Origin of the sequence: Synechocystis sp. CACIAM 05, from assembly GCF_010222815.1 — a bacterium.
GTDB lineage: Bacteria > Cyanobacteriota > Cyanobacteriia > Cyanobacteriales > Microcystaceae > Synechocystis.
The window spans coordinates 2355868-2379810 of record NZ_CP019225.1; the positions used below are offsets into that span (position 1 = coordinate 2355868).

Sequence of the window (23943 nt, forward strand, 5' to 3'; positions counted from 1 at the left end):
ACACTCTGGCAGAGTTTTACCTTGGAGACTATGGTAGGGAATTTTTTTCGCCCTTGCTTTGATCGTTCGGGAAAAGTCTCCGGGAGATTGATTGACACCGTGGTTAATTAGCTTTCATCGCTTGTTTTTTTTCTGCTTTGAGATCCCGTTGGGCAGCAGCGGCCAAGTCCGCATCCATCAGGGTTTTGCCGGTGGCCGCTAGGTACACATCATCCAAACTAGGTCGGGATTGGGCCAAGCTGAAAATCGGTAAACCGTCGGCGAGTAGGGCTTTTTCGATCTGGCTGAGAGGATTACTCTGGGGTGTCACCACCAGATTGAGGGAATTGCCTTGGGCTTGGTTGACAATCACTTCCTGAACGAAAGCTAGGGAGCGGAGAATTTGGCTAGCTTTTTCTGCTTCCTGGTCTGCCGTAAATTCCTTAATTCTGAGGGTGACCCTGTCGCCTCCTACCCGGTCTTTTAGTTCCGTGGGGGTGCCGGTGGCAATAACTGTGCCCTGGTCAATGATAGCTAGGCGATCAGCTAATGCATCAATTTCCTCCAGGTAATGACTGGTAATCACCACTGTGGTGCCCGCATCTCGCAATTGCCGCAAAAATTCCCAGAGAATAAAGCGACTTTCAATGTCTAACCCCACTGAAGGTTCATCCAACACCAACACCGTTGGTTGATGGAGTAAACCTGCTGCTAGGTCCAAACGTTTTTTTAGCCCGCCGGAATAAGTTCCAGTTTTCTGATCTGCATAGGCTGTTAGGCCCAAAATATCTAAAAGTTGGTCGATGCGTTTTTGGGAGCCAATGGCATCAAGATGGTAGAGGGAAGCTTGTAGTTGCAACAATTCTCGACCTGTTAAGATTTTATCTATGGCAACTTCCTGGGCCACATAGCCTAAACGGCGCCGGGCCTGGCGGGGATCGCTTAATACGTTTACGCCATCAATCCACAGTTCCCCTCCGTCTGGTTTGGCTAGAGTACATAAGCAACGGATAGTGGTGGTCTTACCGGCACCGTTGGGACCAAGTAAACCAAATATCTCTCCCCTGGGCACCGCAAAGGAAATGTCCTTCACCGCAGGGATAGCACCGTACTTTTTTCGGAGTTGTTTGACTTGAACAGCAACGCCCATGAGGTAACTCTTTCCCATTTAGTCTGCAACTTTTCTTAACATTATCCCTGATATGGTCGGTTTTGCCCTCCCGGTTTGAACTTTAATGAGCACCCTCCTTGGAATCCTTGCAATTTTGTCAGCGGCGGCGGCGGCGGGGATGCGTATTGCCCTACCGCTATTGATAGTTGGCCTGATCCATGGTCAGCTCTGGTCAGAGGTACCCCTACTCTGGAGGATTAATCCCCGGGTGCTGGTGGCGGTCTTAACTAGTTGGTCTTTGTTTGAGTTGTTTGGTTCAAAAAAATTGCTGGGCCAGAGGGTGCTACAAATTGTGCAATTATCTTTCACGCCCCTGGTAGGGGGAATGATGGCCATTACCGTGGCTAAACTGTTGACTTCAGAGCTGGAAATGGATTTTCGTTTTCCTCCCCTTTGGATGGTGGGGGCGATCGGTTCCCTCTTTGCTCTGGCCATAAGGCTAGTGGCGATCGGTTGGTTTTTTCGCTTGCGGGGGTTGCCCTTTTGGGTAACAGTTTTAGAGGATTTATTCTCGGTGGGACTGGTACTATTCGCTTTCAAAGCTCCCAAAAATGGTGGCTTAATCGCGATTTTGCTGTTGTGGATTGTTATCCGCAGTTCCACTGCCTGGAGAACCTGGTTTTTGGCCAACCACAGTCGCGACCAGCCATCCGAGCCTAAAAATCGCCAATGATTCTGTTTAGAGTTTTCGGCCAACTTTTCAAGCAGTAATATTCTCCAGCATTAATTTAGAGCGCCTGACCGCATCTGGCACAGTGATGGGGTATCTTCCATTGAAGCAGGCAGAACAAAAATGGGAAATATCTTCGCCGGTACACAACAACATGCCTTCCTGGGAAAGATAAGCGAGGGAGTCCACTTCAATTTGCTCAGCAATCTCCGCCACTGTCAGTCTGGCCGCAATTAGTTGATCTTGACTGTCGGTATCAATGCCATAGAAGCAAGGATGGGTCACTGGCGGAGAAGAAATCCGCATATGTACCTCTGTTGCTCCAGCTTCCCGTAACGCTCGGACAATTTTGCGACTAGTGGTGCCCCGCACAATAGAGTCATCGACGATAATGATCCGTTTACCGGCCAATACGTCTTTGAGAGGATTGAGTTTCATGCGGATGCCGTGCTCGCGCATATGTTGGGTGGGTTGGATAAAGGTACGCCCCACGTAACGATTTTTGATTAAACCTTCGGCATAGGGAATACCGGAAGCTTGGGAAAAGCCGATCGCCGCTGGAATACCGGAATCGGGTACCCCCATCACGAGATCAGCATCCACAGGGGATTCTTTGGCTAAATGTTTGCCAATGCGCATGCGATAGGTGTATAGGCTTTCATCGTTAACCACGCTATCCGGGCGAGAAAAATAAATCATCTCGAACACACAGAGTTTACGGTCAGCGCTTTCGGCTAATCGATGGGAAACTAGGCCAGATTCGGTGATATGGACCAATTCTCCGGCTTCCACCGTGCGGACATAGGTGGCACCGATGATGTCCAGGGCACAGGTTTCCGATGCCAATACATAGCGGGGAGTTTCTTCTTCTAACACACCGATCACCAGGGGGCGAATGCCATGGGGATCCCTGACTCCAATGATTCCCTCCGGTGTGCCGATCACTAAGCTATAGGCTCCCGCACAAAGGGTCAGGGCCGCAATGGTGCCTTCCACCCAGTCTTTGCCCTTATCCACCTCATTGGCGATCGCCACTGCAATCATTTCCGAATCGGTGGTGGTGACAAAGTCCTCACAGCCCCTCTCCGCTAAAGCTTCCCGCAACTGATTAGTGTTAACCAAATTACCATTGTGGGCCAGGGCCAGGGGACCCAAACGGGTAGGGAGCACTGCCGGTTGAGCATTGACCCGATGGCTGGATCCCGTTGTGGAGTAGCGGGTGTGGCCCACAGCCAGAGTACCCACCATTTCATTGAGTTTAGATTCTTGAAAAACCTGGGACACTAGCCCCATATCCTTGTGGCAGTGAACCGTTGTCCCGGCAAAAGTGGCAATACCCGCCGACTCCTGACCCCGATGTTGCAGCGCATAAAGTCCAAAATAGGTCAATTTGGCCACCGCTTCTTCGGGGGCGTAAATGCCAAACACCCCACAGGCTTCTTCTGGTTTATCGGCATGGTGACCAGACAAAGGCTGACCATCATTCAACTCAGTCAAATCACTGGAGGGGGGAAACATGGCGGCAATCTTCCTGGATCAGGGTAGAGAAAAACGGGTACAGAAACTAAATCTTAGACTATGGGAATTGGTGGATTCCCGCCAGACAGGGAAGGCAATGACGAACGGGTCTAGACCCCTTAATCAATTGTTAATCGTTAACCCATACTAGCAAAGAAGCAGTGCCCACACCGCAGTGTTTGGTTCTTGGCCAAGTCGGTCTAGTTGTCAGGGGACAGGGGAATGTATAGATTAGTGTGTAAGGATAAACTTTTAGGAATTTTTTAGATTATGGAAAGTGTTGCTTACATTCTGGTGCTGACCATGGCCCTTGCGGTCCTTTTCTTTGCGATCGCCTTTCGGGAACCCCCCCGCATCGAAAAATAGCCCGATTAAAGGGTCTTTTTTCCAGGTGTTTTTTGCCTGGACACTCCCTTAAAACCTCAGTTTTTACCTCTGTTTCAACCGTGGGCTAGCTTGACTTTGACGCAACATTCTTGTATGCGTTAGGTTGGGCTAAGCTCATTTTTTGTAGCCATTATGCAATGTCCTCACTGTCAGCACCACAATAGTCGAGTCCTTGAATCCCGTTCCAGCGAAGGTGGCCAAAGTATTAGGCGGCGGCGGGAATGTTTGGAATGTAAACACCGTTTCACCACCTACGAACGGCTGGAGTTGTTACCCGTCACGGTCATTAAACAAGATGGAGAAAGGCAAGCCTTTGACCGCTCCAAACTGCTGCGGGGTATGGTGCGGGCCTGTGAAAAAACTGATATTAATTTCCAGCGCCTAGAACACATTGTTGAAGAAATTGAGGCCAACTTACAGCAACAGCCAAAACGGGAAATTCACAGCGAGGCGATCGGGCAAATGGTGTTGCAATATTTACGCCAGGAAAGCGAAGTGGCCTATATCCGTTTTGCTTCTGTTTATGGGCGATTTCAAGGCATTGCAGATTTCGTTGATACCCTAGAGCAACTGCAACGAGAACAATATCCTGAACGGCAATATTTGACCATGTCTTAGAATCCGTTGATGGGGCTCCAATCTCTCCCTTAGCCAATGACTCGCCGTCAGTTAGCTACTGATAAATCTAGAGAATTAGCCGGTCATAAACTTAACGACAACCCACTAGGGTGGCCGTGTAGGTTTTGCCCAATGAGTCTAGCCCGTTAACAAAAAGATTTACCTGATAGGGTTGTTCTTCTGGGGTAGCATTACCGACAATTTCCAAGGGAGTATTAGGTTTAAAGACAAAAGCTTGTTGATTAAAAATTTCTGACGCAGTCTGGTCGCTATATTTTAAAAACATTCGAATATCAAAGGGGGTAGATTCGGCAGAGGTTACCGTCATCACGAATTTTTTAAAAACTGTTCCCCCTGGTACTGCCCAATCGGTATTCCAATTATTACGAGTTATGTTAATTCCCAACATGCCTAGAGGCCCTGCGGGAATAGTCGGAACAGCGACGGTTTTAGTCACACTATTACCTTGACCTCCCACCAAAGGGATGGGCACACAAGTTTCGCCGTGGCCAGGAGTGGCCAGACCCAGTGACAGAGCAATGCCTGCCATGGCCAGGGTTAGGGGCCTAGTTAGGGGAGACATCGAAGTTAGCCAGGGGAAAGGGTGATTAATCATCAGAAGAGTTGGTCTGAAAATTAGTGAATATTGGCGGATATAGGCAACACTTAGTGATGTTAGCAAAACGGCTAGCTCACCCACGACTTATCTCTCACCAGTCAGCCTAGCCGTCAAAATTATCCATTTAGGGTCGGCATTTTTGCCTGGGCAAACCTAAGGTTCCGCCACTGTCTCGAAGTAGGTCTTAGCCTTTTCCGGGTCGGGGATCATGGTTTTGTCTCCTTCCTGCCAATCCACTGGGCAAACTTCGTTGGGGTGAGATTGCACATGGCGAATGGCTTTTAGTACCCTCAGAGTTTCGTCCACACTCCGGCCAAAGGAGAGATTGTTGACGGTGGCGTATTGTAAGATGCCTTCCCGGTCAATAATGAATAGTCCCCGCAGGGCAATGCCTGCATCGGGTTCGAGGACATTATAGGCTTGGCTAATTTCTTTTTTGAGATCTGACACTAGGGGATAGTTAATGTTGCCGATGCCCCCCATTTTCCGTTCGGTCTGAATCCACGCCAGGTGTGAAAATTCGCTGTCTACGGAGATACCCAAAACTTCCGTATCTAGGGCAGTAAATTCGCTATGGCGATCGCTAAAGGCAATGATTTCCGTGGGACAGACAAAGGTGAAATCTAGGGGATAGAAAAACAGCACCAGGTACTTACCACGGTAGGTGCTTAATTTGACGGTCTGGAAGCTTTGATCGACGATCGCCGTGGCGGTGAAATCCGGTGCCGGCTGTCCTACCCTTAATACCTCTGTCATTGCTATTTGCTTAAAACTTGGTGAGTATTGAAATAACTGGAAAAACTTGCTTGATGGGATGGTTGGTAATTTGTCGTACCCTGTACCCAAGTCAGTCTAACCGTGGTCGGAGTCAATCCAGGGCAAGGCCAGAATCGTCGTCTTCCAAATCTTCAGTGGCGATCGCCTGGGGCAAGTTGTTGAGGAGATTGAGAATTTTATCGCCCCGTTCCAAAGAGCGGTCTTCTAAAAAGGAAACTTCTGGGGTGCGCCGTAAACGCATCCGTTGCCCCAGTTCTCGACGGACAAAGGGAGCGGCGGAGTGCAGTCCAGCCATGGTGGAGGCTTTGGCTTCAGGGGAGCCGTAAATGCTAACGAAAATTTTGGCGTGCTGTAGGTCGCCGGAAACTTCCACTTCCGTGACGCTAACCATGCCTGTGCCCACCCGGTCATCTTTGATTTCGTGGAGAAGCATTTGACTGACCTCCCGCTTAATTAGGGACGACACCCGGGAAACTCGACGACTGGTGGCCATAGACCTGCTCCTCGGCAACAAAAAAGTCTGAGCCTGGACAGATTAGCCCAAACTCCCTCTACACGGTCAATCCTAACATGGCCCGCAGAGTGAAATAGAGAAAAATGAATCCACTGACCAGCAGTCCCATCAGGGCGATCGCCCCGACACGATTTTTTAATAGGGGCTGGAGCCAAGTGAAAACGGAGAAAAAGATGCCCAGGGTAAAACTGATCAGATACCGGGGATAACGGGAAACGTTAGCTAAAAAATCACCCATGGTTATTGGTTGGCTGGAATGGTTCGTTCAACTTGATCACCCACAAGGTTAGGGTTGGCCAAGTCCGCTCCCCAGTGTAGCAAGAGACCTAGGATTATTAGTGGTTAAAGTTAAATACCTAACCGTTGCCGATAACTAGCCACAGTGTTAGCTAACAACAGAGTCACCGTCATGGGGCCAATGCCACCGGGCACAGGGGTGAGGTAACTGGCCACGGGCGCAACCCCCGCAAAATCCACGTCCCCCACCAGTTTCGATTTCCCCTCTCCTAAATCAAGACGGTTAATACCCACATCCACCACGATTGCCCCTGGTTTGACCATGTCGGCGGTGACAAATTCCGGCTTACCGATCGCCGCCACGAGAATGTCTGCTTGCCGGGTGATATCGGCCAAGTTTTGGGTGCGAGAATGGGCAATGGTAACGGTGCAATTTTTCTCTAGCAACATTAGAGCCAGGGGTTTGCCCACCAAAATACTGCGCCCCAACACCACCGCATTTTTGCCCGTTAAATCAAGGTTATATTCCGCCAATAGAGCCATCACCCCCGCTGGAGTACAACTCCTTAAACCCTCTTCTCCCCGCACCAAATGACCCAAATTGACTGGATGCAACCCGTCTGCATCTTTACTGGGATCAATGGTGTGTAATAGTTTGACTGCATCGAGATGATCCGGTAGGGGCAATTGCACCAAAATGCCATCCACCCGTTCATCCTCATTCAAACTGGCGATCGCCGCCGTCAATGTTTCCTGGTCCGTATCAGCGGGAAAATGCTTGCCAAAGGAAACCATGCCCAATTTTTCACAGGCTTTTTCCTTATTGCGGACGTACACAGCACTGGCTGGATTGTCCCCCACCATCAACACCGCCAACCCCGGCGATCGATGGCCCTGGGCCACCAGTTGGGCAATGTCCCGTTGTAATTCCCCCTGCATTTTTTGGGCGAGGGCTTTACCGTCAAGGATTTGGCAGGATGGGGGTACGGCAGTCATGGGTAAAGGTAATTAAACTTAATATTCAGGTGATTGATATGGCACACCTCGAAGGCTAATTTTAGGGGTTTTCTAAGGTTTTGTGACGGTTTTTTGGGGTTGGGCGGGAATAACTCTAGGAGTTTGCAATTCCTGGGCCCTGGCCACCAGGGCCAAATCATCGGAAAGTTGATTTAATTGCTGGGCATATTGCACCTGTTTCGTCAGATGTTCTGTGGTGGAAACCAAATTACTTAGTCCTTGAATAAGGCGAATTAACTGCTCTCGCAAAGCTGGATTACCGGTGAGTTGATCCACATCGGAAGTGATTTTTTCCAAGTTCTGGGTGGCAGCCCGGGCGGATTCTAACAACTGCTGCAACAAAATAATGGTTTGAGGATCATTCAGGCGATCGGCAAATTGATTTAGATTCACGGTCAATTGATTGGCATTATCAGCTACAGCTTTGAGATCGGCTAACGCTTGGTTGAGATTGCCCACCGTATCTTGTTCATTAACCTGGGTTAACAATTGCACCAAAGGGGGCTCCAGGTTTTTAACACTGATTTGTAACTGGTCGCTGGTGCCCTGAAGACTGGTGAGGGTAGCCCCCAGCCGTTGGTTATTAACTTCCAAAAAAGCTTGGATTTGCTCCGCCGCTGATCCGACAGAACGCAGACTGCGGTTAATTTCCGGAATAGTTCCCCCTTGGTTGAGGGTACGGACAGTGTCAGTGGCTTCCCGGCTCAAAACGGACAAGTCTTGGGCAGTTTGATCCACAGAGGCCAGGGTGCGACGAATGTTTTTGACTCCCCCATCCTGGTTAATTTCCCGCAGTAGGGTAGCCGCTTCATTACTAAACTGACTGATATCCTTAAGGGCTTCGGGGGTTTGGGTTGCAAGGGAGCGGATGGCATTGTTAATCTCTGGCTCACTGAAAAAGTCAGAAATACGCATCATGGCCCGAATTAGGGCATTAACGTCCAACGCATCCTGCCCCATCAGGATGGAACCGTTGCAGATAATCACTTCCGGATTACAGTCCTTATCCAGGGGTTTATAGTTAACCTCCTGGGGTAAAACTACTTCACTGGGAATGATGTTAATAGATGTTTCACCAATTAACCCGGATTGACGTGCTTGGATTTCTGCACGACTGGAAATTAGGCGATCGGTGGGACTAATTTCCACTTCCACTGCCACCCCTTCCGGTTGGGGCGTGACGCTGACCACCTGACCAACCCTAACCCCCCGATAGTCAACCCTGGTGCCCACTAACATACCGGCTGCATCACTAAAAAGCACCGTGGCTCGGTAGGAACGGGAACCAAAACGAATATTTTTTAGCCACAGGGTACTGAATGCCAAAAGAATGAGAGCAGTCAGAATTAACAGGCCGATACTACTCTGTAACAATACGGGCGATAGGCGCTGGTTTCGTCCTGCTGTCATTGGGGTTAACTGAGAAAGTTGTGCTCGGGCCTCTCACAAGACTATTAAACTCTATTCCCCCGGTCAAAGTTCCACAGAGGAGCATATTTGGGCGCAGAGCTGGAGGTCTATGAGATTTGTAATGATGAGCGATGGGTGGTGCTACGATCAGGCAAAACTAATTTAAATCCTCCCTGTGCTCTAATGGCCCCATCCTCGTCCTGTGATTGCATAATTGTCGGCTCAGGGTTGTCGGGATTGATCGCGGCCCGTAATTTATCTCGGGCTAACCATTCTGTCTTAGTTATTGAAGCCCAGAAAAGATTAGGGGGAAGGATGTATGGAGAATATTTGCCATCGGGCCAATGGATTGACCGGGGAGGTCAATGGGTTGGGCCTACCCAGGATCGTTTTCTGGCGTTGCTTGATGAATATGGTGTAGGACGCTTTCCCAGTCCTTCCGATGGCTTAAAGGTATTGTTATTTGATGGGAAACGTTACGAGTTTGATGGTTTTTTTCAAGGGGTGCCTCAAGGGGAAGCGCCGAAAATAAGCTCTGATGAATGGAATGATGCCATGGTGGCATGGGAAAAATTTAATACCCTGGCCCAAAGTTTGGATGAGCAACACCCCCAAGCTACGGCAGCAAATAAAAAGTTAGACAGTCAAACTTTTGCCGATTGGATTAAAGAAAATACCCATACAGCATTCGGCCATTGGTATTTTTCCTATATGTGTCGTGCTGTGGGGTTTTTAGGCCCCGCCGAGCCTTCTCAGGTATCTCTTTTGCACATCCTATGGGGCCATAAATCTGCATCCCAAGGGGAAAATCCAGAAGCAGAACTATTACATGGTGGGGCGGGACAAATTCCTCAAAAAATTGCCGCTGAATTGGGGGATTCCATTCTCTTAGGGGAACCGGTCATACACATTGCCCAGGACGACAAAGGGGTAGAGGTGACCACTACAAAAGGAAAATATCAGGGAAAATTCGCCATTGTGGCAACCCCTCCCCATTTGGCCGGAAGAATTACCTATAGTCCCCCCATGCCTCCCCTCCGCCAGCAACTCACCCAAAGAGTACCCATGGGCACCTGCTGTAAGCTTTTGATTTCCTACGATCGCCCTTTTTGGCGGGAGAAAGGTTTAGCCGGCATTGGTTTGGGTAATACCACCTGGATTGAATTATGTGCTGATAGTTCCGATCCGACCACGGGAGTGGGAGTAATTGCTTCCTTCGTAGTTGGCGATCGGTATGGAAAATGGATTGCCATGGGCGAAGCGGAACGCCGTCAAGGAGTACTGTCAGATCTGGCTCTGTACTTTGGCGAGGAAGCTTTATCCCCTGCGACCTACGATGAAGTCGATTGGCCTAGTGAACAATGGGTTGGGGGAGGGTATGCCGCCTTTATGCCTCCCGGAGTCTGGACAAGTTTTGGCCAAGCCCTGAGCGCCCCTGTAGGTCGTATTCATTGGGCCGGGACGGAAATAGCCCCCCGCTGGGCTGGCTTTTTTGATGGTGCAATTCGTACTGGGGAAGCGGCGGCTAAAGCCATTATCGGTCTACTTTAGATCTGGCTGGGCGTTGGAACTTCAATAAAATGTTCCCTGCCTGCCATTGAGTCAAAATGCTTCAAAATCCGCCGATAACTGGTTGGGGGGTCAACGGTAAACAGGCAATGTAAAGTGAAAAGAACTACCCTGTTTGGGGCGACTGTCCACCCAAATTTGGCCGTAGTGGGCCTGGATAATTTTGCGACAGAGAGATAAACCTAAACCATAGCCATCGGTCTGTTCATCCCGTTGCAGTCGAAAGTGTCCTTCAAAAATGGTTTCTTGTTTGGAATTGGGAATGCCGGGGCCGTTGTCAGTGATGCTGACCTGAACTTTTTGGGTAGTACGATGGAGAGCTCCCACGGTAATGGAACCATGGGGAGGAGTGTACTTGATAGCGTTATCTAAAAGATTGGCAATTACTTGGCGAATTAATTCCTCATCGGCAAAAACATTTGGTAAGTCTTTGGGAATATCGTAGGTAATGGTGAGATTTTTTTTGCTAAATTTTGCTTGGTACAATTCCAGAACTTCTTGGCAAAGATCGGCGATCGCCAGGGGACGACCGTGAACTTGAAACTGAGAATTAAGATTTTTAGAAGCCTGTAAAATGTCTTCAATTAAGCGGTCCATAATTTTGAACTGCTTGCGAGCTTGGTACAATAGTTGGCTTCTGAGGGCAGGTTTCTGTTCTTCGATGGGTTTGTGTTGTAACAATTCCAAGGTATCAACGGCAATGGAGGCGGCGGTGAGGGGACTGCGTAAATCGTGGGCCAACATGGCCAGAATCTGATCCTTGAACTGTATTTGTTGGAGCAATTCTTCCTTATCTTTCTTCAGCAGAAAAAGTTCGTCGGACATTTTCATCAGTTCCCCGGAATAACCCACGGAGGAAATTTCCCGGGGACAACTGGGGGATTGCCCCGTATCCTCTGGGTTAGGATCCATCGCCAATTCCTGTTGCCAGCGGGGCCACCATTTTTGCAATTGTTGGATGATATTACTGCCAGCTAAAACCTGCCGTGGTTCTGGTTGTAGTTTAATCAAGGAGGGGGTGGCGACCAGACGAAAATGCTCTACGAGGTGGGGATGTTTACTGATTTGCAGAATTTGGAGGTCATGGCTGTGTCCATCCAACAGGTTAGTCAGGCATTGACCAATTTCCTGCACACTGTCTTGGGAGTTGGGGCGATCATCGATGAACAGTAAAAACTGCAACGGCACAGAAGACGCATTACCAAGTTCAGAGGAGGAGGACATTGCAGGGCTTTCGGCTTTTAAAGACAGGGTGTCCGGACTGATAAGGTCCAGTCTGAATCTAGGTAAATGGGGTTATTCTTACCAACTAAAACCGTGATAATTCCGACTGTCCTCACCATAGATGAGCAGACCATGACCATAATTGTCAACGATCAGGGGGCATAAAATCCGTTTCAAATTGCTTGCGGGTGATGGGCTGGGCAATCATTAACCCTTCTCCTCCTAGTACTGTTAGAGGTTCTCCCTCCACTAGTAAACGGACAGGAAGATTGGGATCTGTACTGGTAGCGGTGTAAATAATTTGTCCCAGTCTGGCAATCATACTTTGACTCCCTCCCCCTGCGGTGAATTGGGCTGATAGGTCAACGTTGATGCCGGTGGCGGTTTTGGTGAGGCTCAGAAGGCTGGTATTGGGGGGAATGGCGGAAATGTCGCTGTCAGGAGCGGCTAATAGGGTTTTCAGGGCTCGTTCCGTCTGTACTTCTGGTGGATCATTGTTGGGGGGAATGTTTTGGGGCACAAAGGCGATCGTCGTGTCATTGTTGTTAAGCCAGTAAATTTGCACTTGCCCAGGGACGGCCTTGTCGGGCTTATCGGGGTCCACTGTGACCGTGGGGGAACGTTGGGAAAGATTAAATCCAGTCCAGAAGGCAAAGCCGGTGCCAACCAATGCCACCATCAGAGCGGCCAGAGCAAAGCCGGTCAGGGACGAAGATGATTTTTGTTCGCTCATGATTTTTTCCACCAGTGCCGGAACTAATTCCAGTTTATCTTCTCGATTGGACTAGATTGAAAGCCAGGGCGGCATTAATTCGCCTTCAAGCAGTTGAGTTTGGGGGTTAGTTCCTCGTTGGTTAATGGTGACGACCCCGGACGACGTAAACTGGGGGTTGGCAAATTTTGTTGTGACCTTCATCGTTAAAGATTGGAATCGTGCGAAAAATCATTATTGCGGGCAATTGGAAAATGCATAAGACGCAGGCGGAGGCCCAAGCGTTTTTGCAGGAGTTTAAACCTTTAATCGAAGATGCGGCGGAAAGTCGTGAAGTGGTGTTGTGTGTTCCTTTCACCGATTTGAGCGGCATGTCCCAACAACTCCATGGCGGTAGGGTCCGCCTAGGGGCACAAAATGTCCATTGGGAAGCGAGTGGGGCCTACACAGGGGAAATTTCAGCGGCTATGTTGACGGAAATCGGTATTCATTATGTGGTTATTGGCCATAGTGAACGACGGCAATATTTTGGGGAAACGGACGAAACTGCCAATTTGAGAGTATTGGCAGCCCAAAAGGCGGGCTTAATTCCCATTCTGTGTGTGGGGGAAAGTAAGGCGCAACGGGATGCCGGAGAAACGGAACAGGTTATCGTTGACCAAGTGAAAAAAGGTTTGGTGAATGTGGATCAATCTAACCTAGTTATCGCCTACGAGCCGATTTGGGCCATTGGTACGGGGGATACCTGTGCAGCAACGGAGGCCAATCGAGTTATCGGGCTGATTCGGGAACAGTTAACTAATTCCCAGGTCACCATCCAGTATGGCGGTTCGGTTAGTGCCAGCAATGTGGATGAAATTATGGCCCAACCGGAAATTGATGGAGCCTTGGTGGGAGGGGCTAGTCTGGAACCCCAGAGCTTTGCCCGCATTGTTAATTTCCAGCCCTGAGTACATTGATTGACGGGTGTGATGAAGCTTAGTCAGTGGTTAGGTTTAGCTTGTTTGGCAATGGCGGCCTATGTGGCTTGGGAAATCCGCCAACTGTTGTTACTGCTTTTCCTGGCCATTGTGCTGAGCACCGCCCTCAATCGTTTGGTTAAACAATTACAAACCTGGGGAATTAAACGACCTCTGGCCCTGGCCATCACTCTGATCACCGTCACAGTGGCGGTGGTCTTATTTTTTTTTTTGGTCATTCCCCCTTTTTGGGAACAACTGCAAATTCTCATCGGCTCCCTGCCTAAAGTTGGCGATCGCCTGGAGAATTTTTTTGAAGACTGGCACGACCGGATGGAGGTGAAATTTTTTAGCCAAGCTTTTTCCGTCGATGATCTGCCGGACTCCATTTCCGCCCTGGGGGCCAATGCCTTTAGTTCCCTGATTAACCTATTTTCCAATTCCGTCACCGCTGTCCTGCAAATAATCTTCATCCTGGCGATCGCCGTGATGATGTTGCTTTCTCCCCAAGCCTATCGACAGGGCACCCTAAAATTATTTCCCTCCTTTTACCGCCGCCGGGCCGACGAAATCCTGACCCAATCAGAATCTTCCCTGGGCAATTGGCTCACGGGCATTGTCATTAACTCTTTTTTTATCGCCAGTCTCAGCGGCATTGGGTTATGGATATTGCAAATTAAATTAGTCCTAGTCCATGCTTTGATGGCGGGAATTTTAAATTTTATTCCCAACATTGGCCCCGCCGCCAGTGTGGTGTTTCCCCTAATGATTGCTGTGCTGGACGCCCCCTGGAAAATCATTGCCGTACTAATTCTCTATTTCCTCATTCAAAATGTGGAAAGCTATTGGCTAACCCCCATTGTTATGGCCAAGCAAGTTTCCCTGCTGCCCGCCGTCACCCTGATTGCCCAACTATTTTTTGCCAGCATATTCGGACTTTTAGGTTTGATCCTAGCCCTACCCCTGACGGTGGTTTTAAAAACCTGGATTGAAGAAGCTCTGTTTAAAGATCTTTTGGATAATTGGCAATGAGCAATTGCAGTGGATCCCGTCTCCCCCAGCCAAAATCTTTTCCCATTCTGCGTCCCCTACTGACTCTATCAGCTTGGGCTTTACAGAGTCTTGTGGTGCCCCCTGTCCAGGCTGAAACGGTGTTGGAATCCATTAAATCCACTGGCTTACTCGAGGTAGCGATTCGAGACGACTCAGTGCCCTTTGGTTTTCGGGACGGCCCTGCCAATCAATGGACAGGCATTTGTGTGGACTTTATCCAAGCGTTACAAGCAGAGGTATCTGCCACCCTCGGGGGTCAACCTTTACTGGTAAAGTTTTATCAGTCCAGTTTGTTCAATCGCTATAACCTGGTGGCCGAAAAAGTAGTGGTGGTGGAGTGTGGCCCCAACACCATCCGCCGTGACCTACCATTGCCCATCACCTTTTCCCGGCCTTTTTTCGTCACAGGAACCCAATTTTTAATTCCCGCCGATCGCCTGGGGTCATTTGACAGTGATGGTGATTTGCGGGGGGAGAGAATCGGAGTCTTGGGCGGTACCAGTAACAGTGAATTTTTAGCGGCCCGTTATCCCGAAGCAGAACTGATTAATTTTCAGGGTTTTACAGCACGGCGTTTGGGGGTAGAAGCTCTTATGCAGGGGCGCATTGATGCTTTTGCCGGTGATGGCATTTTGCTGTTTGGAGAAGCCCTAGTGCTGGACATTCCTCTAGGGCGGAGTTATCGCCTTTATCCCCCCTATCCCCTGGATTGTCAGGGCTATGGGCTGATTTTGCCCGCCGATCAGCCGGAATGGGAAAATTTGGTTAACCGAGTTGTGACTTCCCCCAATTCCCGGGATATTTACCGCCGCTGGCTAGGCCCCATTTTCCCAGCTCTGGAAAGAATAGAACAGCATTGCCAGGCCAGGCAGAACCCATCTTCCCCTAAGGAGCCCACAGAGGACGAAAGCCCATCAGAGAAAGAGCCTTGAGTTCCGCCTGTTGCCCCAACTCTGGCCTTAAGGGCGGTATGAGCAACCATAACTGACTATCGGCGATCGCCTCCCCGGTGTCGGTGTTAAGACGGCTATCAGCCGGGGTTTCGGGGTCGATAATTACCTGGTCAAATAACAGAGCCAAACCGTCAGGGGAAAGGCTCATTTGGGTGTCCCGGTAATCCTTCAACCTAAGCAGGGGAAAAACTTCACCGCTGTTGACGTTAATTTGGACAAAATAAGGCTCTTCAATGTATTCATCCCCCGGCAAAAGCTTGGTTAGCAGACAGTACAGGGTTTGGTTATTGCGACCAAATTCACAACTGACAATGGAGCCGTCCGTATCCACTAATTCCTTTTGCACCCCAAGGTTATTGACAAAGAAAAGGGTTCTTTGGAAGCGTTTTTGGGCATCTTCCGTATTGAAATTCACCAGAGCGGCGGCGCTACCATCGCTGGAAAAAGTTAACAGTTGACCGAATTTGGGCAGAAAATCCAATGGTTTTGCGTCCGGTTGGAGGGGCAAAATACCGATGCCTTCCCCCCGAGCCACGGCCAAGGACTGATTATCCGGGGCGATTTGAAAGTCTCCACCCTGTACCTTCAGACGCTCAGGCTTTTGCTGGTTTTTGAGCATCCAGAGGTCAAAGTCAGCGGGATTTTCACGGTTGACCCTCTGCACCACAATGGATTTACCGTCTTCGCTTACGTCGAATTGATTGTTCTGAAATCCCTGGTTATCCAGCACCAAAGTCGGTTTGGGCAACTCTTGGGGATTGTCATTCTCCACCACGGGCACTTGGTATAGCTGTAGTTGCCGGAGCCCCTCAAAGCCCAATTGACTTTCAGCGGCGGCAAACAGAATCCCTTTACCCCCGTCAAAGAATTGGAAATCCACCACAGTCAGTCCCGGTGGGGTGAGGATGGTTTTCCTTTGTTTAGTCAGGTTGTAGAAAATAATCCGTCCCTGCTCGATCCCTTGGGTGCCAATGTAAGCAAAGGCCCGGTCTCGACTACGGAAACTGCTGGTGAAGGGGGCCATCATTTGCCCTTGATGGTGACCCGCATACTGTTCCCGCACATTGGTGATTTGCAGTTCGTAATCAGTGCCGTAGGGAATGGGATTTTCCAGGGTATAGGCCATGCGACGACCCGCCCAACTAAATTTTCCTGGTAGAGCTGGGGTAATGACCAAATTCTTCTCCACCTCCCGTTGGTCCATGGGACGGTCAAAGGTGATGATAAAAGCCCTGTCCTTCGCCCCCAGGTCAGCCTCGCCCCAACTAAAATTTTGTACCCTGGGACGGTTGGAGAATATACACTGATTGTTGTTTTGGCAGGTGTAATGACCCACCATCACCACGGCGATCGCCGCACTAAGGACACCGATCAAACCGAGGGCCGCACGATCAATGGGTTCAGAAAAATATTTAGCGAGCATGGATAGAGGAGCAAAATTTAGAACAGAATCACAGCCGGACTTCCCTTTCCCCAGGGCTTAAAGCTGTGTTACATTTTGTGATGAGTAGTTCTCATTTTTGCCAAGTTTGGGAGCTTTTCCACCCTTGGTCAAACCGTCATAGTACGCTGATTATATGCGATTTTACGGCTCCGCCGGAGTCAACCCCCTCCATCCCTGATCCTTAAGAGAAGTCTAGCTTCAATGTTTTCAAAAGAAGTCACCGAATCAAAAGTTTTTCAATGGTTCAATGATCGTCTGGAAGTGCAAGCCATCTCCGATGACATTGCCAGCAAATACGTTCCTCCCCACGTCAATATTTTTTACTGTCTGGGGGGCCTGACCCTGACCTGCTTCCTGATCCAGTTTGCCACTGGGTTCGCCATGACCTTCTACTACAAACCCACGGTCACGGAAGCCTTCGCCTCTGTCCAATACATCATGAATGAAGTCAACTTCGGTTGGCTGATTCGCTCCATTCACCGTTGGTCCGCCAGCATGATGGTGCTGATGATGATTCTCCACGTTTTCCGAGTTTACCTCACCGGTGGTTTCAAGAAGCCCCGGGAATTGACCTGGGTTGTCGGTGTAATGCTAGCCGTTACCACTGTCACCTTTGGTGTAACCGGTTACTCCCTTCCCTGGGACCAGGTGGGTTACTGGGCGGTAAAAATCGTTTCCGGTGTACCGGCCGCTATTCCCGTGGTTGGGGATCAATTGGTGACCCTCATGCGGGGTAGTGAAAGCGTTGGTCAGGCTACCTTGACCCGCTTCTACAGCCTCCACACCTTCGTGCTTCCCTGGGCGATCGCCGTGTTGCTGTTGTTGCACTTCCTGATGATCCGCAAACAAGGCATTTCTGGTCCCTTGTAATTCCTGTCTTCCCACCGATCTGAGTTTGATCGGGCAATTTCGTTTCAGCCGTTGCCAAATTGCTGAAGATTGGAACAGATTAGAAAATCTAGAAAACTTCTAAAAAACCTTAACTTGGAGCCTCTGCCCCATGAGTATTATCAAAAAGCCGGATCTTAGCGATCCCGATTTACGGGCCAAACTTGCCAAAGGCATGGGTCACAACTATTATGGTGAACCCGCCTGGCCCAACGACATTCTTTACATGTTTCCTATCTGCATCCTTGGTGCTTTGGGGCTAATTGCCGGATTGGCGATCCTCGACCCTGCCATGATCGGTGAACCAGCGGATCCCTTTGCGACCCCTCTGGAAATTTTGCCTGAATGGTACCTGTACCCCACTTTCCAAATTTTGCGCATTCTTCCCAACAAACTTTTGGGCATTGCCGGTATGGCTGCCATTCCCCTTGGTTTGATGTTGGTGCCTTTCATTGAAAGTGTGAACAAATTCCAAAACCCCTTCCGTCGTCCCATTGCCATGACCGTCTTCTTGTTCGGCACTGCGGCGGCTTTATGGTTAGGTGCTGGGGCAACTTTCCCCATTGATAAGTCCCTAACCTTGGGCTTGTTCTAATGAAGATTTTCCACTCTTGGGTAAGGTCGACAGTAGTGGTTTAAGTCCTATAAGTTCAACAAAATCCTAATCCATCTTTGAGACCTGGTATCTCGGGATATTTGTTAGCTAACTCCCAGAACGATTGGCCAAAATTCAAGATATCATTACCATATAAATTCCTTTGTCAGCTTATTTTGTTTGCAAAGGAATTTTTTTACTGGTAAAAATCCTGATTGCATTGCCAAACATCCTCCCAATCTTGACAATCAATGAAAATTGTTATTGATGGTATTTTTTTTCACATTGCCAATACCGGCATTGCGAGGGTGTGGCGGAGTGTCTTGGCGCAATGGTGTGATTCAGGTTTTATAGAAAATATTATTCTGATTGATCGGGGTCATACTGCTCCCCAGTTGCAAGGGGCTCAATACTATCATCTCCCAACGTTTAATTATCAAGAAGAAGCATTATTTTCCACCAAGCTACAGGAAGTTTGTGATCAATTCCATGCTGATCTATTCATTTCCACTTACTACACAACGCCTCTATCTACCCCTTCCCTTTTAATGATCCATGACATGATTCCAGAGGTAATGGGCTGGGATTTAAGGGAGTTTTGGTGGCGAGAAAAAAACTATGCCATACTCTATGCCAATCAATATATTGCGGTTTCTAACAATACGGCCCAGGACTTAATGCGATTTTATCCTGAGGTCCAGCCCTCCCGGATAACAGTTATTCATAATGGCGTTGATAAGGGATTCCATCCAGCAGAGTCACGAGAAATCAGTGGAATTAAAACAAAGTTTGCTATCAATGCTTCCTATTTGTTACTAGTCGGTACTCATTTGGGAGCAAACCAATATAAAAACGGCACTATTTTATTTGAAGCGTTAAAGCATTGGCAGAGTCCTGAAAAGTTAACTATTGTTTGCGTGGGGGGCAATGTAGATTTGCAAGGGGAAATACCATCACTACCCAACAATGTTGATATTTGTTTGATTCGACCAACAGATGAGGAATTAAAAGCTCTTTACTCTGGGGCGATCGCCTTAGTTTATCCTTCTTTGTATGAGGGCTTTGGTTTGCCAATTCTTGAGGCTATGGCCTGCGGTTGCCCAGTAATCACTTGCCATAACTCTTCATTGCCAGAGGTCGGGAAAGATGCAGTTATTTATATCGATGGTCAGAATAAAATAGAAATGATTGAAGCCTTGGAAAAAGTTCAAAATCAAGCAATTCGCAACGAACTAATTACTAAAGGGAAAGAGCGAGCTAAAAAATTTCCCTGGTCAACAACCGCCGACAAAATTAGTGACTTGTGTCTAGAAATGATTGCAGACACAAAAAATAAAACAGAGAAAGGTAGTTTTATTTCACTCTGGCAAGATTTTAGGCAATGCCAGGTTCGAGAACATCAATATTTATCAATGGCAGAAACAATACAAGCGAAAAATATTGCGGTTAATGATCTAGTTTGCCATTTAGAAAATGAGATTGAAAATAATAATCATGTTATTGCTCATTTACAGACAGAGAATCAGCAATTGCAGGATTCCATTGATAAATTGAATTGGCAAATTGAAGAATTATTAAATACAAAGAAGACGCTAAAAAGATTATGCAGAAAAGTACTGAAGAAGCTATTTAGGCTCAAATTAGATACAGATAAAAGGTGTGGGGACCACTAGAGACCAGATATTGTTCGGCAAAAAGTTATATTTGCAGGTTCATGGTTGGCAAAATAGTTTAATCTAGACTATCTAAAGGTTTGTTAATATCAAGCCACCTCAAAATTGCGATCTTAAACCGAGCGCTATGACAAATACTAAGACTACCCCCACGGTCAAAATACTACGGGAATTTGCCTGGATTATGGCTGGGATGATTGCCTTTCTCTTTGGTCTGCTCATTCCCTTGGTCAAGGGCCACGGATTACCCCCATTGCCCTGGGCGATCGCCGTTGTCTTTGCAGGGCTGGGGCTAATGGCTCCCCGTAGTTTGGGCCCAGTGTATGAACTATGGCTAAAAATTGGCCATGTTTTAGGGTGGATTAACAGCCGCATCATCCTGACCCTAATTTTTGCGTTGGTAGTTACTCCTATGGCTCTGGTAATGAAATTAATCAAAAGGGACACCATGGCCCGCCAATTGGAGCCCCAGCGGGTTACCTATCGATCGCCTTGTCGTCCCCGGGACATTAGCCATCTGCAAAAACCCTACTAACCCAAATTGTTAATAATTGTTAATAAACGTTTAAAAGTAACCTTATGGAAGGATTTATTGAATTATTGCAGGATGTTTGGGGTTTCTTGCGGCAAAGAAAAAAATATTGGCTATTACCCCTGATTTTAACCCTCGTTCTCCTGGGAGCCTTAATTGTTTTCACCCAAGGATCGGCGATCGCCCCCTTTATCTACACTCTCTTTTAAGCTTCCATGTCTCTGCTTCCCCATCGTCAAACCCAGTTGAAGGCCCTACTGCGACGCTTGGGATTAACTGACAATGCCCCAGTGGATTGGAACCTAGTGGATTTGGCCCTCACCCATGCCAGTCAATCCCCGGAACGAAATTACCAGCAATTGGAGTTTGTTGGGGATGCAGTGGTGCGGTTAGCCTCAGCAGAAGTGCTGATGGAACATTATCCCCAGACTTCGGTGGGGGAAATGTCTGCCCTGAGGGCGATTTTGGTCAGCGATCGTACCCTAGCAGGTTGGGGAGAACTGTATGGCTTAGACCGATTTCTTTGGATTACTCCGGCGGTCTTGGCAGACAAAAATGGACGGGTTTCCCTGATGGCGGATAGCTTTGAGGCCTTATTGGGAGCTCTTTATCTTAGTGTGGGAGATTTGTCCTTAATCCGCCCTTGGTTAAGCGAACATTTGTTGGCCAAAGCCACTGAAATTAGACAAGATCCTGCCCTCCATAACTATAAAGAAGCTTTGCAGGCATGGACCCAAGCCCACTACAAATGTTTACCGGAATACCGAGTAGAACCCCTGGATCAAAATTTGCCCCAACAGTCAGGTTTTCAGGCAACAGTTTGGCTTGGCGATCAACCATTGGGTAGTGGTAGTGGTTCATCGAAAAAAAGTGCTGAACAGGCTGCCGCTCAACAAGCCTACCAAGATTTTATTGCTAAGGAAATTTTACCCATGCCCAAAATAAATTAATTTGGTTAGATAGAGTTGAGTTAACAGATATATTGCCGAGGCTGAATTTTAGCCAATAGTTGACCCATACAAATGGCACCGTCGTTGGGCGGTAGTTCTCCGGGCCACAAAGGAGAAAAACCAGCTTTTTTGAGGGCAGTAATGGTACTGGCAAGCAAATAACAATTTTGAAAGCAACCTCCCCCCAGAGCAACTTTTTCGATTCCCTGCTGTTGGGCAATAGTGATAATTAAATTTACTAAACTGTTGTGGAATTTAGTGGCTATTAGGTTAGTTTTGCTTCTATTTTCTGTGGTTATAGCCTTAATTAAGGAGCGCCAATCAACAGCTAATTTTGCTTCCTTGTTGTTTAAAGTCAAAGGGTAATATTCCTCAGTTAAATTTGGCATAACCTGAGCTTCCAAAGCCATGGCTGCCTGACCTTCAAAAGTCACTTCGTTAATTAATCCTATCAGTGCCGCAATACCATCAAATAATCTTCCCATACTAGAAGTTAGCGGCGCTTCCCCCCGTTGCCAAAGTTGACGTAAATTTTTGTTGTTTAGATCCTGATTTAACCTGCTGTTTATCTTGTTTTTAAACCCATTATTGAAATTCAACCAATTTCCTAAAGAATCAGCAGAAAAATCATCGCCAAAAGTGCACCATAACAACGCTAAAGCAATGCGATGGGGATATTTAATAGCTTGTTGATTACCTAATAAATGAAATGGTTGTAGATGAGCAATTCTCTGCCAAGTACCTTGGGTGATTTTTAAAAATTCTCCCCCCCAAATAGTACCGTCCATGCCGTAGCCAGTGCCATCCCAAGCAATACCTAACACGGACTCTTCCATAACTCCATGTTCCGCCATAACCGCTAAAATGTGGGCATAGTGATGCTGCACAAAAGTGACAGGCAAAGCTTGGTTTTCAGCATATTGATGACTGAAATAATCAGGGTGTAAATCCGCAACAATTTCCTGGGGAGAGAAATCGTATAGCCGGCTTAAATGGGCAATAGTTTTTTCAAAATTTTGGTAAGTGGAAGCAGAATCTAAATCGCCCAAATGTTGACTAACGTAAGCTTGATTCTGTTTGGCGATCGCCACTGTATTTTTATAATGACCTCCCACCGCCAATAGTTTTTTTTGAGTAGGCTTTGGTAAAGTAATGGGTTGGGGAGCGTAACCCCGGGCTCGACGCAAAAATAATGGCTCCCCAGCTACTATTTGGACAACGGAATCATCCACTGGACAAACAATGGGGCGATCGTGAACGAGAAAACCGTCAGCAATATTTTGTAAACGGGTTAAAGCGTCAACGTTATCAATGCAAATTGGCTCCCCAGCTAAGTTACCACTGGTAGCTACCATGGGTTTATTTAATTTTTTTAGTAATAAGTGATGTAAAGGAGTATAGGCTAACATTACTCCGACCCTAGGGTTATCTGGGGCAATATTTTCCGCCAAAATTAACTGTTTTTTTTTGTTTAACAATACAATAGGGGCGGCGGCACTTTGTAACAATTCGACTTCTAGATTATTCGGTTGGTAATGCTCCACAATTTGACCAAGATTACCATACATTACAGCCAAAGGTTTATCCGGTCGATGTTTCCTTAATCTTAATTTTTCCACAGCTTCAAAATCAGTGGCATCACAACATAAATGGAAGCCACCTAAGCCTTTAATAGCGATAATATTGCCGACTTTTAAATTATCTACAGCAAAGTTTAAAGCTTCATTTGCTTCTGCAATTACTTGGCCTTGTCGGTTCCAAAAAGCCAGTTGGGGGCCACAGCGAGGACAGGCATTAGGTTGGGCATGGAAGCGTCTATCGCCAGGTTGTTCATATTCCCTTTGGCAATCAGGACATTGGCAAAATTTGGCCATGGTAGTACGACAACGATCATAGGGTAGGGCTTCAATAATGGTGTAACGGGGACCGCAATGGGTACAGTTAATAAAGGGATAAAGATAACGGCGATCGCCAGGGTCAAATAGTTCTGTTAAGCAGGCGGAACAAGTGGATAAATCGGGCAAAATACTCGCAGTTTTAGGGCCATCACTACTGGGGCGGATAGTAAAGTTAGTAAAATTTTCCAGCGGTAACTGTTCAACGGCTAATTGTTCAATCAAACCAGGGGGAGGTAATGTCTTCGTTAATCTCTCCGTAAAATCGGCGATCGCCTTTTCCTCAGCGGTAATGACAACGGTAGCCCCTTGAGCGGAATTATTTACCCAACCCTTCAGTCCCATTTCCTGGGCAAGGGTATAAACAAAAGGACGAAAACCCACTCCTTGCACCCTTCCCTGGACCTGTATGGCAACGGTTTTTAACATTATTCTACTTCCATTAATACTGTTAAATAACCTGCTATGCCACAACTAAGAGCGTGTTTGAAAAGTAGGGTGAAGAATGGAAAATGGTGAAAAGAATAAAATTTTCACCATAATTAATGATAATTCGAGAATTTTACAGCACGGACATCA

The 23943-nt window shown here is 47.7% G+C and carries 25 protein-coding genes; 13 read left to right on the top strand and 12 right to left on the bottom strand.

Annotation, left to right across the window (positions count from 1 at the left end; genetic code table 11):
• Window positions 1–103 precede the first annotated feature (103 nt).
• Window positions 104–1147, bottom strand: a complete 1044-nt coding sequence (locus BWK47_RS11160; RefSeq protein WP_162328694.1) for an ABC transporter ATP-binding protein — start codon at window positions 1145–1147, stop codon at window positions 104–106.
• A gap of 67 nt (window positions 1148–1214) precedes the next feature.
• Here BWK47_RS11160 and BWK47_RS11165 point away from each other — a divergent pair, with 67 nt between their 5' ends.
• Window positions 1215–1823 (top strand): DUF4126 domain-containing protein, encoded by a 609-nt coding sequence (locus BWK47_RS11165; RefSeq protein WP_162328695.1) that lies wholly within the window; start codon window positions 1215–1217, stop codon window positions 1821–1823.
• 27 nt (window positions 1824–1850) lie between these two features.
• Here the strand turns inward: BWK47_RS11165 and purF are convergent, their stop codons facing one another.
• Window positions 1851–3338 carry an amidophosphoribosyltransferase gene (purF, locus tag BWK47_RS11170; RefSeq protein WP_010873361.1) on the bottom strand — a complete coding sequence of 496 codons (1488 nt, stop codon included), beginning with the start codon at window positions 3336–3338 and terminating at the stop codon, window positions 1851–1853.
• A gap of 270 nt (window positions 3339–3608) precedes the next feature.
• Between purF and BWK47_RS11175 the strand changes: the two genes are divergently transcribed.
• Together BWK47_RS11175 and nrdR are read left to right on the top strand one after the other, a co-directional pair.
• Window positions 3609–3704, top strand: a complete 96-nt coding sequence (locus BWK47_RS11175; protein ID WP_010873362.1) for a photosystem II reaction center protein T — start codon at window positions 3609–3611, stop codon at window positions 3702–3704.
• A 153-nt stretch (window positions 3705–3857) separates the two neighbouring features.
• Entirely contained in the window at window positions 3858–4343 is a 486-nt protein-coding gene (gene nrdR, locus BWK47_RS11180) for a transcriptional regulator NrdR (RefSeq protein WP_162328696.1), read from the top strand.
• Window positions 4344–4434: 91 nt separating this feature from the next.
• On the opposite strand, the gene BWK47_RS11185 is transcribed toward nrdR, so the two are convergent.
• From BWK47_RS11185 to BWK47_RS11210, 6 genes are all read right to left on the bottom strand, one after another.
• Window positions 4435–4926 carry a hypothetical protein gene (locus BWK47_RS11185; RefSeq protein ID WP_020862188.1) on the bottom strand — a complete coding sequence of 164 codons (492 nt, stop codon included), beginning with the start codon at window positions 4924–4926 and terminating at the stop codon, window positions 4435–4437.
• Window positions 4927–5115: 189 nt separating this feature from the next.
• Window positions 5116–5718 (bottom strand): peroxiredoxin, encoded by a 603-nt coding sequence (locus BWK47_RS11190; protein ID WP_162328698.1) that lies wholly within the window; start codon window positions 5716–5718, stop codon window positions 5116–5118.
• A gap of 112 nt (window positions 5719–5830) precedes the next feature.
• The gene (rbfA, locus tag BWK47_RS11195) at window positions 5831–6232 is read right to left on the bottom strand and encodes a 30S ribosome-binding factor RbfA (RefSeq protein ID WP_010873366.1); all 402 of its coding nucleotides are present in this window, start codon (window positions 6230–6232) and stop codon (window positions 5831–5833) included.
• A gap of 58 nt (window positions 6233–6290) precedes the next feature.
• Window positions 6291–6491 carry a DUF751 family protein gene (locus tag BWK47_RS11200; protein WP_010873367.1) on the bottom strand — a complete coding sequence of 67 codons (201 nt, stop codon included), beginning with the start codon at window positions 6489–6491 and terminating at the stop codon, window positions 6291–6293.
• 110 nt (window positions 6492–6601) lie between these two features.
• Window positions 6602–7486, bottom strand: a complete 885-nt coding sequence (gene folD, locus BWK47_RS11205) for a bifunctional methylenetetrahydrofolate dehydrogenase/methenyltetrahydrofolate cyclohydrolase FolD (protein WP_162328699.1) — start codon at window positions 7484–7486, stop codon at window positions 6602–6604.
• A gap of 72 nt (window positions 7487–7558) precedes the next feature.
• Window positions 7559–8917 carry an MlaD family protein gene (locus tag BWK47_RS11210; protein ID WP_162328700.1) on the bottom strand — a complete coding sequence of 453 codons (1359 nt, stop codon included), beginning with the start codon at window positions 8915–8917 and terminating at the stop codon, window positions 7559–7561.
• A gap of 135 nt (window positions 8918–9052) precedes the next feature.
• Here BWK47_RS11210 and BWK47_RS11215 point away from each other — a divergent pair, with 135 nt between their 5' ends.
• The gene (locus BWK47_RS11215) at window positions 9053–10468 is read left to right on the top strand and encodes an L-amino acid dehydrogenase (RefSeq protein ID WP_162328701.1); all 1416 of its coding nucleotides are present in this window, start codon (window positions 9053–9055) and stop codon (window positions 10466–10468) included.
• 90 nt (window positions 10469–10558) lie between these two features.
• Here BWK47_RS11215 and BWK47_RS11220 read toward each other — a convergent pair whose 3' ends face one another.
• Both BWK47_RS11220 and BWK47_RS11225 read right to left on the bottom strand, forming a co-directional pair.
• Window positions 10559–11710, bottom strand: a complete 1152-nt coding sequence (locus BWK47_RS11220; RefSeq protein WP_162328702.1) for a histidine kinase — start codon at window positions 11708–11710, stop codon at window positions 10559–10561.
• 145 nt (window positions 11711–11855) lie between these two features.
• Window positions 11856–12443, bottom strand: coding sequence for a GerMN domain-containing protein (locus tag BWK47_RS11225; RefSeq protein ID WP_237269615.1), 588 nt, complete (start codon window positions 12441–12443; stop codon window positions 11856–11858).
• A gap of 200 nt (window positions 12444–12643) precedes the next feature.
• Between BWK47_RS11225 and tpiA the strand changes: the two genes are divergently transcribed.
• From tpiA to BWK47_RS11240, 3 genes are read left to right on the top strand one after another with little or no spacing between them, the layout of a single operon-like run.
• Window positions 12644–13372 carry a triose-phosphate isomerase gene (tpiA, locus tag BWK47_RS11230; RefSeq protein ID WP_162328704.1) on the top strand — a complete coding sequence of 243 codons (729 nt, stop codon included), beginning with the start codon at window positions 12644–12646 and terminating at the stop codon, window positions 13370–13372.
• Between the two features lie 21 nt (window positions 13373–13393).
• Window positions 13394–14413, top strand: coding sequence for an AI-2E family transporter (locus BWK47_RS11235; RefSeq protein ID WP_237269616.1), 1020 nt, complete (start codon window positions 13394–13396; stop codon window positions 14411–14413).
• A complete protein-coding gene (locus BWK47_RS11240; RefSeq protein ID WP_162328706.1) occupies window positions 14410–15366 on the top strand; it encodes an amino acid ABC transporter substrate-binding protein in 957 nt (318 codons plus the stop codon). Before BWK47_RS11235 ends, BWK47_RS11240 begins: the two co-directional genes overlap by 4 nt.
• Here BWK47_RS11240 and BWK47_RS11245 read toward each other — a convergent pair.
• Window positions 15320–16810 carry an Ig-like domain-containing protein gene (locus tag BWK47_RS11245; RefSeq protein ID WP_162328707.1) on the bottom strand — a complete coding sequence of 497 codons (1491 nt, stop codon included), beginning with the start codon at window positions 16808–16810 and terminating at the stop codon, window positions 15320–15322. The two genes, BWK47_RS11240 and BWK47_RS11245, sit on opposite strands and share 47 nt — an antisense overlap.
• A 222-nt stretch (window positions 16811–17032) precedes the next feature.
• Between BWK47_RS11245 and petB the strand changes: the two genes are divergently transcribed.
• The 6 genes from petB to rnc all read left to right on the top strand — a co-directional run bounded on the left by petB (window position 17033) and on the right by rnc (window position 21469).
• On the top strand, window positions 17033–17701 hold the full coding sequence (gene petB / locus BWK47_RS11250) for a cytochrome b6 (protein WP_010873378.1): 669 nt from the start codon (window positions 17033–17035) through the stop codon (window positions 17699–17701).
• 130 nt (window positions 17702–17831) lie between these two features.
• Window positions 17832–18314 carry a cytochrome b6-f complex subunit IV gene (petD, locus tag BWK47_RS11255; RefSeq protein ID WP_010873379.1) on the top strand — a complete coding sequence of 161 codons (483 nt, stop codon included), beginning with the start codon at window positions 17832–17834 and terminating at the stop codon, window positions 18312–18314.
• 251 nt (window positions 18315–18565) lie between these two features.
• Window positions 18566–19987, top strand: coding sequence for a glycosyltransferase (locus BWK47_RS11260; protein ID WP_162328708.1), 1422 nt, complete (start codon window positions 18566–18568; stop codon window positions 19985–19987).
• 127 nt (window positions 19988–20114) lie between these two features.
• Window positions 20115–20522 (top strand): SxtJ family membrane protein, encoded by a 408-nt coding sequence (locus tag BWK47_RS11265; RefSeq protein WP_162328709.1) that lies wholly within the window; start codon window positions 20115–20117, stop codon window positions 20520–20522.
• Between the two features lie 44 nt (window positions 20523–20566).
• Window positions 20567–20728: a DUF5989 family protein gene (locus BWK47_RS16910; protein WP_020862183.1), complete on the top strand. Its 162-nt coding sequence runs from the start codon at window positions 20567–20569 to the stop codon at window positions 20726–20728.
• 6 nt (window positions 20729–20734) lie between these two features.
• Window positions 20735–21469: a ribonuclease III gene (gene rnc, locus BWK47_RS11270; RefSeq protein WP_162328710.1), complete on the top strand. Its 735-nt coding sequence runs from the start codon at window positions 20735–20737 to the stop codon at window positions 21467–21469.
• 20 nt (window positions 21470–21489) lie between these two features.
• Here the strand turns inward: rnc and hypF are convergent, their stop codons facing one another.
• Complete coding sequence (hypF, locus tag BWK47_RS11275) at window positions 21490–23793, bottom strand: carbamoyltransferase HypF (protein WP_162328711.1); 2304 nt, start codon at window positions 23791–23793, stop codon at window positions 21490–21492.
• Window positions 23794–23943: the final 150 nt, after the last annotated feature.

Bases quoted from the DNA above. Each gene is read 5' to 3' on its own strand.
- BWK47_RS11235 (WP_237269616.1), top strand. From the start codon at position 13,394: ATGAAGCTTAGTCAGTGGTTAGGTTTAGCTTGTTTGGCAATGGCGGCC.
- BWK47_RS11200 (WP_010873367.1), bottom strand. From the start codon at position 6,491: ATGGGTGATTTTTTAGCTAACGTTTCCCGTTATCCCCGGTATCTGATC.
- BWK47_RS11175 (WP_010873362.1), top strand. From the start codon at position 3,609: ATGGAAAGTGTTGCTTACATTCTGGTGCTGACCATGGCCCTTGCGGTC.
- BWK47_RS11220 (WP_162328702.1), bottom strand. From the start codon at position 11,710: ATGTCCTCCTCCTCTGAACTTGGTAATGCGTCTTCTGTGCCGTTGCAG.
- BWK47_RS11190 (WP_162328698.1), bottom strand. From the start codon at position 5,718: ATGACAGAGGTATTAAGGGTAGGACAGCCGGCACCGGATTTCACCGCC.
- BWK47_RS11265 (WP_162328709.1), top strand. From the start codon at position 20,115: ATGACAAATACTAAGACTACCCCCACGGTCAAAATACTACGGGAATTT.
- BWK47_RS11225 (WP_237269615.1), bottom strand. From the start codon at position 12,443: ATGAGCGAACAAAAATCATCTTCGTCCCTGACCGGCTTTGCTCTGGCC.
- petD (WP_010873379.1), top strand. From the start codon at position 17,832: ATGAGTATTATCAAAAAGCCGGATCTTAGCGATCCCGATTTACGGGCC.
- BWK47_RS11160 (WP_162328694.1), bottom strand. From the start codon at position 1,147: ATGGGAAAGAGTTACCTCATGGGCGTTGCTGTTCAAGTCAAACAACTC.
- rbfA (WP_010873366.1), bottom strand. From the start codon at position 6,232: ATGGCCACCAGTCGTCGAGTTTCCCGGGTGTCGTCCCTAATTAAGCGG.
- folD (WP_162328699.1), bottom strand. From the start codon at position 7,486: ATGACTGCCGTACCCCCATCCTGCCAAATCCTTGACGGTAAAGCCCTC.
- BWK47_RS11165 (WP_162328695.1), top strand. From the start codon at position 1,215: ATGAGCACCCTCCTTGGAATCCTTGCAATTTTGTCAGCGGCGGCGGCG.
- purF (WP_010873361.1), bottom strand. From the start codon at position 3,338: ATGTTTCCCCCCTCCAGTGATTTGACTGAGTTGAATGATGGTCAGCCT.
- BWK47_RS11260 (WP_162328708.1), top strand. From the start codon at position 18,566: ATGAAAATTGTTATTGATGGTATTTTTTTTCACATTGCCAATACCGGC.
- BWK47_RS11245 (WP_162328707.1), bottom strand. From the start codon at position 16,810: ATGCTCGCTAAATATTTTTCTGAACCCATTGATCGTGCGGCCCTCGGT.
- hypF (WP_162328711.1), bottom strand. From the start codon at position 23,793: ATGTTAAAAACCGTTGCCATACAGGTCCAGGGAAGGGTGCAAGGAGTG.
- BWK47_RS11210 (WP_162328700.1), bottom strand. From the start codon at position 8,917: ATGACAGCAGGACGAAACCAGCGCCTATCGCCCGTATTGTTACAGAGT.
- BWK47_RS16910 (WP_020862183.1), top strand. From the start codon at position 20,567: ATGGAAGGATTTATTGAATTATTGCAGGATGTTTGGGGTTTCTTGCGG.
- rnc (WP_162328710.1), top strand. From the start codon at position 20,735: ATGTCTCTGCTTCCCCATCGTCAAACCCAGTTGAAGGCCCTACTGCGA.
- petB (WP_010873378.1), top strand. From the start codon at position 17,033: ATGTTTTCAAAAGAAGTCACCGAATCAAAAGTTTTTCAATGGTTCAAT.
- nrdR (WP_162328696.1), top strand. From the start codon at position 3,858: ATGCAATGTCCTCACTGTCAGCACCACAATAGTCGAGTCCTTGAATCC.
- BWK47_RS11240 (WP_162328706.1), top strand. From the start codon at position 14,410: ATGAGCAATTGCAGTGGATCCCGTCTCCCCCAGCCAAAATCTTTTCCC.
- BWK47_RS11185 (WP_020862188.1), bottom strand. From the start codon at position 4,926: ATGTCTCCCCTAACTAGGCCCCTAACCCTGGCCATGGCAGGCATTGCT.